We start from the raw sequence: 14,480 nt of genomic DNA on the forward strand, positions 1-14,480 counted from the left end.
GCGGCTTTTTTGCCGGAAAAATAATCTGCGTAGCTTAACAATCCAAGCCGCACTATTCAACCACGCAATCCTATGTTAAGTTGTTGCGTTTTACGGGTAAAATGCGGGTTATTATTGTTTAAGTTTATGTCTCTGACACCGAAGGAAATTACCCATATCGCCAGCCTTGCGCGCTTAAAAACCAGCCGCGTGGAGGCTGAATTTTATGCGGCGCAACTGTCCCGGATTATGGATCTGGTTGAGCAAATGAATGCCGTCGACACCCGCGATATCGAGCCGATGTCCCATCCTCAGGACCTAGCGTTACGGTTGCGCGCGGATGAAGCGACCGCCGCGAATCTTAGACAAGATTATCAAGCCGTTGCGCCGGCCACTAAAAACGGACTTTATCTGGTGCCCAAGGTGATTGATCAGGGTAATTGACCAGGGTAATCGACCAGGGTAATCGACCAAGATTATTATGCACTCAAACTCCCTCAGCGCACATAGCGCAGCGCTTCGCAACAAAGCGTATTCCAGCGTCGAATTGACTCAACACTATTTAAAACGTATCGATTCGGCCAAGAATCTTAATGCGTTTATCACCGTAACCGAAGAATTGGCGCTTGAGCAAGCGCGCCATGCCGACCGGATGCTGCACCATAATGAGGCGCATGAGCTCACCGGAATTCCTGTGGCGCATAAGGATTTGTTTTGCACTAAAGGGGTATTGACAACTTGCGGGTCGAAAATGCTGAGCAATTTTGTATCGCCATACGATGCCACGGTTGTGGAAAAACTGAAACAACAAGGCATGGTGATGTTGGGCAAGACAAATATGGATGAGTTCGCCATGGGCTCGTCAAATGAAACCAGTTATTACGGCGCGGTAAAAAATCCCTGGGATGTCCAGCGGGTGCCTGGCGGCAGTTCAGGCGGCTCAGCCGCGGCGGTGAGCGCAAGATTAGCGCCGATTGCCACGGCCACGGATACCGGCGGCTCGATTCGTCAGCCCGCGGCTTTTTGCGGCCTGACCGGGATTAAGCCCAGTTATGGCCGGGTGTCTCGATATGGCATGGTGGCGTTTGCCTCTTCTTTGGATCAAGGCGGGATTGTCGCCCGCAATGCTCGGGATGCGGCACTGGTTTTACAGGCAATGTCAGGATTTGACCCGCGCGATTCGACTTCCTCGCAACACCCCGTTCCAGACTATGGCAAGGTCCTGGAACAATCCATACGCGGAAAAACCATCGGCTTGCCGAAAGAGTTTTTCGGCGATGGCGTGGATGCAGACATTGCGGATGCTATTCAGCGGGCCATCCGCGAGTTGGAATCCCTGGGCGCGAAAACCGTGCAGGTTGAACTGCCGAATAGCGCAGTCGGCATTCCCTGCTACTACGTCATTGCGCCCGCGGAAGCGTCTTCCAACCTGTCTCGATTCGATGGCGTGCGTTATGGCTATCGGGCTGAAAATTATGCCGACCTCGATGATATGTATGCAAAGACCCGGGCTGAAGGATTTGGCGCCGAAGTGAAACGCAGAATCATGATCGGCACCTATGTATTATCTTCAGGTTATTATGATGCGTACTACCTAAAAGCGCAAAAACTGCGCAGAATGATTGCCGATGATTTTAGCCGCGCATTTGAAAAATGCGATCTAATTGCCGGCCCAACCACGCCAGGCAGCGCATTTATCATCGGCGAAAAAAATGATGATCCAGTGGCGATGTATTTAAATGATGTTTTCACCAATGCCGCAAACCTGGCCGGACTGCCGGCAATGTCAATCGCGGCCGGCTTCGATGACAAAAACCTGCCCATCGGGTTGCAGTTGATCGGCAAATATCTGGATGAATCAACCCTGTTGACGGTTGCCCATCAGTTTCAGCAACAAACCGATTGGCACTTGAAAATCCCGGGCGCGCCGGGCGCGACCGGAGGGCTGGAGTGAGCATGGAATGGGAAACGGTAATCGGACTCGAAATTCATGTTCAACTGCTCACCAAAAGCAAAATTTTTAGCGCGGCGTCCACCGCGTATGGGGCGCAACCCAATACTCAGGCGGACGATGTCAGCATCGCCCTGCCCGGCGTATTGCCGGTCATGAACCGGGAAGCCGCGCGCTTAGCGGTAAGGTTTGGACTTGGAATCGGCGCTCGCATTAATAAACGCTCTATTTTTGCCCGTAAAAACTATTTTTACCCGGATCTGCCCAAAGGCTATCAAATCAGCCAATACGAATTGCCCATAGTCGGCAAAGGCCGGATTGAAATCGAAACCAGTGACGGCTGCAAAATGATCGGCATCACCCGGGCGCATCTTGAGGAGGACGCTGGCAAATCGCTGCACGAAGACTTTCACGACATGACCGGCATTGATTTTAATCGCGCTGGCGTCCCCCTGCTTGAAATTGTTTCCGAACCGGACCTGCGCTCGGCTGCGGAAGCCGTTGCCTACCTGCGCAAGATACATTCGCTGGTGCGCTACTTGGATATTTCCGACGGCAATATGCAGGAAGGCTCGTTGCGCTGCGATGCCAACGTGTCCATGCGCGCGCGCGGCGAAAAAAAATTAGGCACGCGCACCGAACTGAAAAATATTAACTCCTTTCGCTTCGTGGAAAAAGCCATTGAGTTTGAAATTGATCGGCAAATCGGTATTCTGGAAGATGGCGGCGAGATTGTTCAGGAAACACGTTTATATGATTCGGATAAAAATGAAACGCGGTCAATGCGCTCTAAGGAAGAAGCCCACGACTACCGTTACTTCCCCGATCCGGATTTGCCCGAAATGATTCTGGACGATGAATTTATCGAGCAGATTCGTAATCAGCTTCCCGAACTGCCCGACGCGCGCAAATCCAGATTGGAGCGCGAATATCATTTGTCGTCCATCGATGCGGCGCATTTAACCCGCGACCGCGACACCGCGGATTACTTTGAAAATGTATGCGCGCAAACATCAGCGGACGCCAAGACCGTTGCCAACTGGATGCTTGGCGAGCTGAGCGCGGCCCTGAACCACGCCGCACTGGAAATCAGCGACTCTCCGGTGGATAGCGTTCGCTTGGCCAACCTGCTTGACCGAATCAACGATGACACTATTTCCGGTAAAATCGCGAAACAAATATTCACGTTATTATGGGAATCTGGGAACTCTGTGGATCAAGTGATCAATGACCATGGCTTAAAACAAATTACCGATACTGGCGCAATAGAAGCCATAGTCGATAACATCCTACGGGAAAATTCGGCTCAGGTTTCACAATACAAAGCAGGCAATCAAAAGATATTTGGGTTTTTTGTAGGCCAGGTTATGAAACAAAGCGGTGGTAAAGCCAATCCAAAACAAGTAAACGATTTATTACGCAATAAACTCGACTAACCCGTAAAAGTGTTGTACAAAGTAATCGTGGGCCCGTAGCTCAGCGGGATAGAGTACCTGGCTTCGAACCAGGTGGTCGGGGGTTCGAGTCCCTCCGGGCTCGCCATTTATGGTGCTTCGCGTCTTTTTTTCCCTGAACGGCATATATGTCGCGGGCGCAGAAACGACCATCGTCGTCACTTTTTTCATCGCCTATGTTCCCGCAGATTGTCCTCGCATCATCATCGTCATCGCGCAAAAAAATTCTAGCGCGACTGCACATTGATTTTACCGCCGCGCCTCCGGACATTGACGAGACGCCGCACGCCGGTGAGATGCCGCAAGATTTAGTGCGCCGCTTGGCGGTCGCAAAAGCGCGCGCGGTCGCGGCGCAATTCCCGCACGCATTGATCATCGGCTCCGACCAAGTCGCCGAGTTGAATGGCGGCAAAATAATAGGCAAGCCACGCGACCATGACGACGCGGTGGCGCAGTTGAAAAACGCATCGGGCGCGACGCTCACGCATTACACCGGCGTCGCGTTGTTGAACACAAAAACCGGCAACCTACAATCCGAGGTGGACGCGTTTGAAGTGGCGTATCGAAAACTCAGCGATGAGCAAATACATAATTATCTCGAAGCCGCGCAACCGTATGACAGTTGCGGCAGTTTAAAAGTCGAAGGAATCGGCATCGCCATGTTGAAACGGTTAAGCGGAAATGACCCCAATACCTTGCTTGGGTTGCCGCTGATAAAACTCATCCCCATGCTGGAAGCCGAAGGCGTGCGCTTGATTTGAGCCGCGCAAAATCGAAAATCCGTCGCCACAATATTTATGGCACAAGATTTATAGTGCCAGATTTATAGCGTCGGATTTATGACACCGTATCCGCGCCGCCTGAAATTTGCGCTTTTCGTATTCGATTGATGCGGTCGCGCACCGAAGCGGCCGCTTCAAACTCCAGATTCCTGGCATAGGCGTACATTTCCTTTTCGAGTTTTCTCAGCAACCTGCCGAGTTCTTTAGGCGACTGTCGATAATACTCTTCGGCATCTTCGGCAACTTTATCCCGGTCTGGCATATCATTCCACGATGAATCGTTTGCGGTCACGCCATCGATAATATCCTTAACCGGCTTGACAATGGATTTGGGCGTGATGTTGTTTATCTCATTGTAAACGCGTTGTTTTCGCCGCCGCCGGTCCGTTTCCTGCATCGCTTGCCGAATCGAATTGGTTTCCTTATCTGCATATAAAATCACCCGCCCGTTTATATTTCTGGCGGCCCGGCCAATGGTTTGGATCAGCGAGCGCGTCGACCTCAAAAACCCTTCCTTGTCGGCATCAAGTATCGCCACCAGGGAAACTTCGGGCAGGTCCAACCCTTCCCGGAGCAAATTAATGCCGACCAGCACATCGAATACGCCTTTGCGCAAATCCCGGATAATCTCGACCCGTTCGATGGTGTCGATATCCGAATGCAGATAACGCACCCGAACATTATGTTCATGATAATACTCGGTTAAGTCCTCGGCCATGCGCTTGGTCAAGGTGGTCACCAAAACCCGCTCGTTTAATGCAACTCGCTTGTTTATTTCCGACAGCAAGTCGTCGACCTGAGAATCCACCGGCCTGATTTCCAATTCGGGATCGAGCAAACCGGTTGGCCGCACCACTTGCTCGACCACGCCCGGTGAACGGGTCGCTTCATAAGGCCCTGGCGTCGCCGAAACAAACACCGCCTGCGGCAGCAGGTTTTCGAACTCATCAAATCGCAGCGGCCGGTTGTCCAATGCCGACGGCAATCGAAAACCATATTCAATCAGGGTTTCCTTCCTTGAGCGATCGCCCTTGTACATCGCGCCAAGCTGAGGAATGGTGGCGTGGCTTTCGTCGATGAACACGATGGCGTTATCCGGCATGTAATCCATTAATGTCGGCGGCGGCATTCCCGCGTTGCGTCCGGACAAGTAGCGCGAATAATTTTCGATGCCATTGCAATATCCCAGTTCATGCATCATTTCCAAATCGTATAAAGTGCGTTGTTCGAGGCGCTGGGCTTCGACCAATTTTCCGGCGTCGCGCAACTGCGCCAGCCGTTCGTGCAACTCCAGTTTGATGTCGTCAAGAATGCCGAGGATGGTTTCCCTGGCGGTGACATAATGACTTTTCGGATAAACCGTCACCCGATTGATATGCTGTTCCACCCCGCCGGTCAGGGGATCAAACCTGGAAAGGCTTTCAACTTCATCGCCAAATAATCCAATGCGTATTGCCAGGCGTTCCGATTCCGCGGGATAAACATCAATCACATCGCCGCGCACCCGAAAAGTGCCGCGTCTCAATTCCAGATCATTACGAATGTATTGCAATTCAGCCAGTCGCCGCAGTATTGCCCGTTGATCGATTTGCTCTCCTTTGTTCAAGTGTAAAATCATGCCGTGGTAAGCGGCCGGATCGCCCAAGCCATAGATTGCGGACACCGTTCCGACGATGACCACATCGCGTCTTTCCAATAATGCCTTGGTCGCGGAAAGCCGCATTTGATCGATGTGATCATTGACCGAAGCATCCTTTTCGATAAAGGTGTCCGAGCTCGGAACATACGCTTCGGGCTGATAATAATCGTAGTATGAAACAAAGTATTCAACCGAATTTTCCGGGAAAAAATCCCGCATCTCCGAATAGAGTTGCGCGGCGAGGGTTTTATTGTGAGCAAGAATAAGCGCCGGGCGACCGGTCGCAGCAATGATATTCGCCATGGTGAAGGTCTTGCCTGAGCCCGTTACCCCGAGCAAGGTCTGGAATGCTTCTCCGTTTTGAACGCCATCGATTAGCGCATTGATCGCTTCGGGCTGGTCTCCCGCTGGACTGAACTCGCTGACCAGTTTGTATTTGCCTGAGGTTGTCATCGTTTGATTTTAGCCGAGCGCGCACGGTTAAAAAGAATATTGTGCCTGAGTGCCGCCGGCGACCGAGCAAGGTGATTTTTCCGCAATGACCGCTGGAATGACTGCTGGAATGACTTGACCGAAGCGGGCTCGACAATTAGTATCCGCTTCCTCCGTTCCCCGGTAGCTCAGTTGGTAGAGCAGGTGGCTGTTAACCACCTTGTCGGCAGTTCGAGTCTGTCCCGGGGAGCCAGATTTCGGCAGCCATATCCTCTGCACGCGTTAAACAAATAATCGTTTCGGCGAGACCGTCCCATCCGCAACGACTTCTCCCAAGCCAAGAAATGAATTGTCTTCAGCGTATATTCTAGCCATTCCAGGTTTGGGCGGCTTTAACGTTCGTACCGGCTGGCCCTGACAAAAATAATCGGCTGTTTTTGCAGTCAACGCCACTTTTGGAAGGTGAGCAAGCGCATGATCAGCAGGCAGCAAAAGCCGCTGGCGGTGTTGCGGAGATTCCAACGCCTCCAACTGCTCGAGGGTAACGGCCTGGTCAATGGTGAAGGCGCCGACCGCAACTCGCCGTAACGCATGAACATGGCCGCCGCATCCCAACGCTTGACCCAGATCCATCGCTAAACTTCGAATATAAAACCCTTTGGAACACGATACTATCAGAGTTAGAAAATCTTCCTGAAAATCGATAATGGACAAGTCATAAACCGTGACCCAACGCGGTTGCCGCGGCACCTCGATGCCCTGCCGCGCGAGTTTATAGAGCGGTTGGCCATGGCGTTTAAGCGCGCAATACATGGGCGGAATTTGCTCAATCCGGCCGCGAAATTGTTGCAGGGCTTTTTCGATCTGCGGCAAGGCAGGCAGGGCAGCATTACCCTCCGGCTGCTCGATTATCGTTCCTTCGCAATCACCGCTATCGGTTTTTACGCCCAATTGAATTTTAACCTGGTAACATTTATCCGCATTTAAAAACATCCCCGAAATTTTGGTCGCCTGGCCAAAACAAAGGGGAAGCAGCCCGGTGGCGATTGGGTCGAGGCTGCCGGTATGACCAGCCTTTTGCGCATTAAGCAGTCGTTTCGCTTTTTGCAATGCCTGGTTTGAAGAAAGGCCGCTGGGCTTGTCAAGCAACAGCATTCCATTTACAACATCGCCGTCTCGCCGTCTTCTAGGCGGCATTGTTGTTATTTAGTTTATCGATCAGTTGCGTCAGTTCAACGCCGCGCTGGAGGCTGTGGTCGTATTCAAAGACTAATTTCGGCGTCATTTTCAAGTCAACTTGCTGACTCAATAAATGTCGTAAATATTTAGAGGACCTGTTCAATAATTGTTCTATTTGGCGAGGTTCCAGAGTTTTATCCAGGGTCGAGACATAAACGGTCGATTGCTTCAAATCCCGGCTTACCGTCACCCCGGTAACCGAAACAGAATTGATTCGGCTGTCATTCAACTCCCGCATAATCAGCATCGCGAGCTGGCGTTTTATCAGCTCGGCAACTCGTCGGGTTCGGTCTGTTTCAAACATGGTTTCAGGTTAAATGATGGCTAACTGAGCCCCCATTGCGCTAATGAACCAAGGCGGCCCAAGTGGATTATCGTTTCAATTTCCGCAACCCCATTGCCAAGCCCTGATTTCCAAGTCGGATTCCGGGGCGCTATGGTGTGCGCTTATAGTGTCTGAGCGGTTTCAACAATTTCAAATACTTCGATTTGGTCTCCGACCTTGATATCGTTGTAATCCTTGATGCCGATACCACATTCGTAGCCATTTTTCACTTCAGCCACATCATCCTTGAATCGTCGCAACGAATCGATGGCGCCTTCAAAAATCACCATGTTATCTCGCAGCACGCGCACTGGAAGATTTCGTTTTACCGCGCCTTGTGAAACGAAACATCCGGCAATCGCGCCAATTTTTGGCGCCCGGAAAATATCACGCACTTCAATTAATCCAACATGCTCTTCCTTGGAGATTTTAGACAGCATCCCGGTCATAATCGCTTTTATCGTGTCAATAACATCGTAAATAACATTGTGATAGAAAACGCCGATCTCATTATTTTCGATTAACTTACGCGCCGTCGCATCGGCCCGGACATTAAAACCAATCATGACGGCATCCGCCGCCAGCGCCAGATTCACATCAGATTCGTTGATGCCGCCGACCATGCCGTGAATGACGTTGACATTAACCTCGTCCACAGAAAGTTTTTCCATCGAATCCCGTAATGCTTCCACTGAGCCCTGGACGTCGGCCTTAACCAGCACATTCAAAGTCTTGACCTCGCCTTCTTCCATGCGATTGAACATGCTTTCCAGTTTTGTTTTTTGTTGCTGGGCGAGCTTTAGCTCCTTGGATTTGCCTTGTCGGCTGAGCGCTATTTCACGCGCCTTTCTTTCGTTGCTCACGACCACCAGATCATCTCCCGCAACCGGAACACCGGTCAAACCCTGAATCTCGACCGGCGTTGATGGCCCCGCCTGGCTTGTTTTTCGGCCCTGATCATCAATCAAGACCCTGACCCGACCGGTTTCGCGGCCAGCAAGCACAATATCGCCCGGCTTAAGGCAGCCTTGCTGAACCAGCACCGTGGCAACCGGTCCCCTGCCCTTGTCCAGTCGGGCCTCAACAACCAGCCCGCTCGCATTCCCCGTCGGCTGCGCTTTTAAGTCCGCGACTTCGGCTTGCAATAATACGGATTCGAGCAACTCATCCGCGCCCTGGCCGGTAATTGCGGATACTTCGTTCATTAATACATCACCACCCCATGCTTCCGCGACCACGCCGTGATTCACCAGCTCTTGTCTTACCCGTTCCGGATCCGCTTGCTCTTTGTCGATTTTATTGATGGCCACAATGATAGGCACGTCCGCCGCTTTGGCGTGATTTATCGCTTCAATGGTTTGGGGTTTCACGCCGTCATCCGCGGCCACGACCAATATAATCAAGTCGGTCGCTTTAGCGCCCCGGGCGCGCATGGCTGAAAATGCCTCGTGACCGGGCGTATCCAGAAAGCAAATTTCCTGATCCTTTATCTTAACTTTATAGGCACCGATATGCTGGGTGATGCCGCCTGCTTCGGCGGCGGCGACTTTGGTTTTTCGGAGATAATCCAACAGTGAGGTTTTGCCGTGATCAACATGTCCCATTACGGTCACCACTGGCGCTCGCGGCAGCTGTTCTGTGGCGTCATCCTGGACTATAAACGCTTCGGGGTCGTCCGTAGCCGCAACCTGGGCAACATGCCCCATCTCTTCGACCAGCAATATCGCCGTATCCTGATCAAGAATCTGATTAATCGTCACCATGGAGCCCATGCCCATCATGGCTTTAATCACTTCCCCGGCCTTGATTGACATGGCTTGCGCCAATTCACCCACCGTGATGGTTTCGGGAACATGCACATCGTGAATGACTGGCTCTGTGGGTTTTTCAAAAGCGTGCTGATCCGCTATTGATGAGGAAATATTGCCTGGTTTTCTAAACGGCTGACGTCGAGCTCTATCTTTTCTGCGTTTAGTGGCGTGCAGTTCCTTGCGTCCGGCCCGTTCATTCGATGCGGGCTTGCCGCGTTTGCCTTTTCTGCCTTTTTTCGGTTTGTCATCTTGTTGCTTAGCCGTGCTTTCAGGCGCGGAAGGCGCCGCGGAAACAGACTTATCGGGTGTTTGCTTTGCACTAATTTTAGACGTTGCCAAATCCACCTGAGTGGATTCTGAAAGTTTCTGAGCCGTTTTTTGGGATTCATCTTCGGTGTCGGTCGGCGCATCGGCCTGAATCTCGTCGCCCGGCGTCTGCGGTTTTTGCTGCTGGGATTTTTCGAGTGCTTCTTGCTCAGCATGCAATTGTTTCTGTTCAACCTGTTTCGCTTGCTCCTCCATGACGCGTTTTTGTTCCGCTTCCAACGCCGCGGTTTTTGCTTGCGCCTCGACATGTTGCGCTTCCAATACACTGCGTTTTACGAATGTGCGGCGTTTTTTAACCTCGACATGCACCGTATGCGCGGCCCCCGTTCTGGAAGTCTGCTTGATCTGACCGGTGGTTTTTCGTTTCAACGAGATACGCTCTTTGGACTCCTGTTTCTGGCTTGCATCACCCTTTAGATACTGCAAGAGTTGTATTTTTTCGTCACCCTCAAGCAAGTCGGTCTTGACCTTGCATGATATTCCCGCCTGCTCAAGTTGATTGAGCAGCTTGTCGATACTGATACCGATCTGCTTGGCAAAATCATCTATAGTAATTTGTGACATATCGGCTATATGTTATTAATATTTATAAATAATATTATTCAAACCACGGCGCACGGGCAGTCATTATCAGATCCTTCGCGCGTTGCTCCTCGAGGTCGATAATTTCCAGCACCTCATCCCAAGCGCAATCCGCCAAGTCTTCCATGGTACGCACACCGCCGAGCGCCAAGGCGCGCGCGGTTTCCTCGTCCATGCCAGCCATGCCCAGCAGGTCTTCGCTAGGCTCTTTCTGTTGTTGACTGGCGATGGCGTGGGTCAGCAAGTTATCCTGGGCGCGATTTCGCAACTCATCCACCAGCGTTTCGTCAAACTCCTCGATGTCCATCAGCTCCTGCTTGGGCACATAGGCGATTTCCTCCAGGGAGTTAAATCCTTCCTGGGCCAGAATTTTGGCAATGTTTTCGTCGATGTCGAGTTGGCTCATGAACTTCTGCACCAGCTCCTGTTGTTCAAGGTCTTGTTTTTCCAGCGCGTCCTTATCGGTCATTAAATTGAGTTCCCAACCGGTCAACTCAGATGCCAGCCGCACATTTTGACCGCCGCGTCCAATCGCGCGCGATAAATTCTCCTCGGTCACCACCACATCCATTGATTTCAGGTCTTCATCAACAAATATGGATTCCGCTTCCGCTGGCGCCAGCGCCTGGATAACAAACTCCGCAATATTTTCGGACCAAACTATAATATCAACCCGCTCGCCGGCTATTTCATTGGACACGCTCTGCACCCTCGATCCTCGAATACCGACACAGGCGCCGACTGGATCGATGCTTTGATCATGGGTGCGAACCGATATTTTTGCTCGGGAACCGGGATCCCGGGCCGCGCCCAGAATTTCAATCAGGCCATCGCCCGCTTCGGGCACTTCCAGTTTAAATAATTCAATCAAGAACTGCGGCGATATGCGGGTAAGAATTAATTGCGGGCCGCGTGCTTCCAGGTCTATTTCCTTTAACAATGCACGGATGCGATCGCCGGGCCTAAGTCCTTCTCTGGGGATCATTTCATTTTTCGGCAACAACGCTTCCGCATCGCCTAAATCCACGATAACGTTACCGTGTTCAAGGCGTTTTACGGTGCCGGAAATCAGCGTCCCGAATTTGTCTTTATAGCGTTCCGCAATCTGGTGTCTTTCAGCCTCCCTGAGTTTTTGCCACATCACCTGCTTGGCGGCCTGGGCCGCGATGCGCCCAAACTCCACTTTCTCCATCGGCTCTTCTATCAGATCTTCCACATTAAGTTCTGGGTCGCTTTCGCGTGCTTCGGTCAACGGAATTTGCTGGTCCGGAAACTCCACTTCGGCGTCATCGGCGATAACCTCCCACACCCGGTAGGAATCATACTCTCCGGTATCCTGATGGATGCTCACCCGCGCGTCAATATCACCCGAATGCCACTTCTTGGTGGCGGTGGCCAAGGCCGCTTCGATGGCGCTAAAAATAATCTCTTTATCGAGATCTTTCTCCCGGGAAACACTTTCCGCCATCAATAAAATTTCATTACTGGTAATCGCCATAATTTATCGACATCCACTTAACATTCAAATCGGTTGCAATTGAGCTGACTCCATATCGCGATAAGGCAACGGATAACGCTCGCCATCAACTTCCAACACCACTGATTCATCGCCAGCCTCGACCATCTGGCCGGTAAATCGCCGCCGTCCAAAAATGCGGGCTGCCATTACAATTCTGGCTTTATCTCCCACAAACCGCTTGAAATGGTCAGGCTTTACCAGAGGCCGCTGCAATCCGGGCGAGGACACTTCCAACAAATAGGCTCCGCTTAACGGGTCTTCGATGTCCAATACGGCGCTCAACTGCCGACTTACCGAGGCGCAATCACGCACCTGAATACCGCCTGGCGCATCGATATAAACCCGTAGCACGGCGTCTTTGCCCTGGCGAGTCATCTCCAGGTGCAACAACTCATAACCCAGGTTTTCCACCGGCGGTTCAAGCACCGCTCTCAATTTTCCGGTCACACCACGCATCATGCACACTCACCTTACAAAAACACACAAAAAATGAGCCATTGGCCCAGGCAGCATAAATCATTCAATCGGCTGCTCATTAAAAGCAAACCGCGCAAAAGCAAAACCCGCAAAAGCAAAACCCCGCAAACTGCGGGGTCGTACCAAACTGGTTAAAATTTGCCAGTAAAAAATGCCAGTAAAAAATACCAGCCAAATATGGTAGCGGGGGCAGGATTTGAACCTACGACCTTCGGGTTATGAGCCCGACGAGCTGCCAGACTGCTCCACCCCGCATTAAAGTCGTGGATTCTACCTTATTCGTGGCCTTTGTTTCAACCCATTAGAGGGAGTCTTTTTATGAATTATGAACTATTTTGTTGACTCCCCTATAAACAGCCCGGCCTCAAACGATTAGAAACTGCTTAAAATTTCCGCTTGGTCGAATATCCTGGGTCATCCATATGACCCTATTGCAGGCCACACGCTGCCATACTAAGGCAATGGCTTCTTTCGTAGCACTGCGCCTTTCGCGGAATCTTCAATGTCATACCCCAATTCGGCAATCTGCTCCCTGAATTTGTCTGCTTCGACCCAGTTTCGGGCTTGCCTCGCTTGTGTCCGCAACGCCATTAACGTTTTAACGGTGTCCGGAATTTCCAGCACAACGGGCCGCCAGTTCGCCAAATCAAAACCGAGAATTTTGTCGCATTCAAGTATCGTAGCCTTTTTTCTGGCCGGGGCAAGATTGCTTTTAACCAGGTTCCATATCACCGCCAGCGCCTTGGGCGTGTTTAAGTCGTTATAGACTTCGTGGCGAAACTGCTGCAGATATTGATCGTCAGGGTTGTCCGGCTCACCCCAGGCGTGTACTGCCGCGCGCAATCGATTCAATGCGGTTTCCGCGCCATTCAGGCTTTGCCAGGTGAACTTGAGATCGCCGCGATAATGGGCGGTCAAGCAAAGATAGCGATAACTGAGTGGGTCATGGCCGCGCTCAACTAAACTCGCCAAGCGCAAAAATTCGCCGTCCGACTTGGACATTTTGGCTTGATCGGTCTCAAGGAAATAGCCATGCAGCCAGAAATTTGCCAATTGAGTGCCATAGCATACTTGCGCTTGCGCGATTTCGTTACAGTGATGCACCGTAATGTGGTCTTTGCCGCCGCAGTGTATATCAAACATTTCTCCAAGATACTTGACCGCCATGGCAGAACATTCAATGTGCCAGCCAGGAAAACCGCGCGCCCACGGGCTGTCCCATTCCATTTGCCTGGCCGCATCCTTGCGACTGAATTTCCACAGCGCAAAATCCGTGGTGTTGCGTTTTTCACCGATATCAACCCGTTGACCGGCGTTTAACCCGGCAACATCGAGTCGCGCCAGGTATCCGTAGTTTTCGAGTTTTGAGGTATCGAAATACACCCCGTCAGTGGTGATATAGGCAAACCCCTTTTTTTCGATTGCCCTGATGGCGCTGATTTGTTCGGCAATATGGTCGGTCGCCCGGCACCATATATCCGGCTGCAGAATATTAAGATGAACCAGATCTTGCTTAAACGCTTCGGTATAAAGCAGCGCAATTTCCCAAGCGGTCTTGCCGGCCTTTTTCGCGCCTTGCTCGATTTTATCCTCGCCGGTATCCGCATCGGAAGTGAGATGCCCGACATCGGTGATATTGACCACGTGGGTAACCTCGTAGCCGAAGAATTCCAGTGTTCGGCGCAGCGTATCCTCAAAAATATAGGTGCGTAAATTACCGATATGGGCGTAATCATACACGGTCGGGCCGCAAGCATAAATTCTTGCCCGATTGCCTTTAATCGGCTCGAATTCACGCAGACTGCGCGAATAGCTGTCGTACAACTTTATTTTCATGGGTTGCGCCTAAATGCTCAAAATGCTTTGCTGATCAAGATCGTATCAAAATAGTGTCAAAATAATATCAAAATAATGTCATGGGGGGTCGGAGCACGGTCGGATTATGGTCGGCGATGGTATAATA

At 51.3% G+C, this 14,480-nt stretch carries 11 protein-coding genes and 3 tRNA genes; 6 read left to right on the plus strand and 8 right to left on the minus strand.

Annotation, left to right across the window (positions count from 1 at the left end):
* The first annotated feature begins 126 nt into the window (after positions 1–126).
* The 5 genes from gatC (at position 127) to ACP158_RS08880 (ending at position 4,145) form a co-directional block, all read left to right on the plus strand.
* A complete protein-coding gene (gatC, locus tag ACP158_RS08860) occupies positions 127–423 on the plus strand; it encodes an Asp-tRNA(Asn)/Glu-tRNA(Gln) amidotransferase subunit GatC (RefSeq protein ID WP_424945795.1) in 297 nt (98 codons plus the stop codon).
* A gap of 37 nt (positions 424–460) precedes the next feature.
* The gene (gene gatA, locus ACP158_RS08865) at positions 461–1,933 is read left to right on the plus strand and encodes an Asp-tRNA(Asn)/Glu-tRNA(Gln) amidotransferase subunit GatA (protein ID WP_424945796.1); all 1,473 of its coding nucleotides are present in this window, start codon (positions 461–463) and stop codon (positions 1,931–1,933) included.
* Between the two features lie 2 nt (positions 1,934–1,935).
* On the plus strand, positions 1,936–3,366 hold the full coding sequence (gatB, locus tag ACP158_RS08870) for an Asp-tRNA(Asn)/Glu-tRNA(Gln) amidotransferase subunit GatB (RefSeq protein ID WP_424948434.1): 1,431 nt from the start codon (positions 1,936–1,938) through the stop codon (positions 3,364–3,366).
* Between the two features lie 29 nt (positions 3,367–3,395).
* Positions 3,396–3,472, plus strand: a tRNA-Arg gene (locus ACP158_RS08875).
* A 40-nt stretch (positions 3,473–3,512) separates the two neighbouring features.
* On the plus strand, positions 3,513–4,145 hold the full coding sequence (locus ACP158_RS08880) for a Maf family protein (protein ID WP_424945797.1): 633 nt from the start codon (positions 3,513–3,515) through the stop codon (positions 4,143–4,145).
* Between the two features lie 76 nt (positions 4,146–4,221).
* On the opposite strand, the gene uvrB is transcribed toward ACP158_RS08880, so the two are convergent.
* Positions 4,222–6,258 carry an excinuclease ABC subunit UvrB gene (gene uvrB, locus ACP158_RS08885; protein ID WP_424945798.1) on the minus strand — a complete coding sequence of 679 codons (2,037 nt, stop codon included), beginning with the start codon at positions 6,256–6,258 and terminating at the stop codon, positions 4,222–4,224.
* 156 nt (positions 6,259–6,414) lie between these two features.
* Here uvrB and ACP158_RS08890 point away from each other — a divergent pair.
* Positions 6,415–6,490, plus strand: a tRNA-Asn gene (locus ACP158_RS08890).
* A 29-nt stretch (positions 6,491–6,519) separates the two neighbouring features.
* Here the strand turns inward: ACP158_RS08890 and truB are convergent.
* The 7 genes from truB to cysS form a co-directional block, all read right to left on the minus strand.
* Positions 6,520–7,434, minus strand: a complete 915-nt coding sequence (gene truB / locus ACP158_RS08895; protein ID WP_424945799.1) for a tRNA pseudouridine(55) synthase TruB — start codon at positions 7,432–7,434, stop codon at positions 6,520–6,522.
* Complete coding sequence (gene rbfA, locus ACP158_RS08900; RefSeq protein ID WP_424945800.1) at positions 7,424–7,780, minus strand: 30S ribosome-binding factor RbfA; 357 nt, start codon at positions 7,778–7,780, stop codon at positions 7,424–7,426. The genes truB and rbfA overlap by 11 nt, the downstream gene beginning before the upstream one ends.
* Before the next feature lie 143 nt (positions 7,781–7,923).
* Positions 7,924–10,503: a translation initiation factor IF-2 gene (gene infB / locus ACP158_RS08905; RefSeq protein ID WP_424945801.1), complete on the minus strand. Its 2,580-nt coding sequence runs from the start codon at positions 10,501–10,503 to the stop codon at positions 7,924–7,926.
* Between the two features lie 34 nt (positions 10,504–10,537).
* A complete protein-coding gene (gene nusA / locus ACP158_RS08910) occupies positions 10,538–12,019 on the minus strand; it encodes a transcription termination factor NusA (RefSeq protein WP_424945802.1) in 1,482 nt (493 codons plus the stop codon).
* Between the two features lie 24 nt (positions 12,020–12,043).
* The gene (rimP, locus tag ACP158_RS08915) at positions 12,044–12,487 is read right to left on the minus strand and encodes a ribosome maturation factor RimP (protein ID WP_424945803.1); all 444 of its coding nucleotides are present in this window, start codon (positions 12,485–12,487) and stop codon (positions 12,044–12,046) included.
* A 208-nt stretch (positions 12,488–12,695) separates the two neighbouring features.
* A tRNA-Met gene (locus ACP158_RS08920) sits at positions 12,696–12,772 on the minus strand.
* 198 nt (positions 12,773–12,970) lie between these two features.
* Entirely contained in the window at positions 12,971–14,353 is a 1,383-nt protein-coding gene (gene cysS / locus ACP158_RS08925) for a cysteine--tRNA ligase (protein WP_424945804.1), read from the minus strand.
* Positions 14,354–14,480: the final 127 nt, after the last annotated feature.

Origin of the sequence: Candidatus Spongiihabitans sp., from assembly GCF_965247905.1 — a bacterium.
In the GTDB taxonomy this organism is placed as follows: Bacteria; Pseudomonadota; Gammaproteobacteria; order Arenicellales; family Poriferihabitantaceae; genus Spongiihabitans.

Coding starts and splice junctions, on each gene's coding strand:
- gatC (WP_424945795.1), top strand. CDS start 127: ATGTCTCTGACACCGAAGGAAATTACCCATATCGCCAGCCTTGCGCGC.
- gatA (WP_424945796.1), top strand. CDS start 461: ATGCACTCAAACTCCCTCAGCGCACATAGCGCAGCGCTTCGCAACAAA.
- gatB (WP_424948434.1), top strand. CDS start 1,936: ATGGAATGGGAAACGGTAATCGGACTCGAAATTCATGTTCAACTGCTC.
- ACP158_RS08880 (WP_424945797.1), top strand. CDS start 3,513: ATGTCGCGGGCGCAGAAACGACCATCGTCGTCACTTTTTTCATCGCCT.
- uvrB (WP_424945798.1), bottom strand. CDS start 6,258: ATGACAACCTCAGGCAAATACAAACTGGTCAGCGAGTTCAGTCCAGCG.
- truB (WP_424945799.1), bottom strand. CDS start 7,434: ATGCCGCCTAGAAGACGGCGAGACGGCGATGTTGTAAATGGAATGCTG.
- rbfA (WP_424945800.1), bottom strand. CDS start 7,780: ATGTTTGAAACAGACCGAACCCGACGAGTTGCCGAGCTGATAAAACGC.
- infB (WP_424945801.1), bottom strand. CDS start 10,503: ATGTCACAAATTACTATAGATGATTTTGCCAAGCAGATCGGTATCAGT.
- nusA (WP_424945802.1), bottom strand. CDS start 12,019: ATGGCGATTACCAGTAATGAAATTTTATTGATGGCGGAAAGTGTTTCC.
- cysS (WP_424945804.1), bottom strand. CDS start 14,353: ATGAAAATAAAGTTGTACGACAGCTATTCGCGCAGTCTGCGTGAATTC.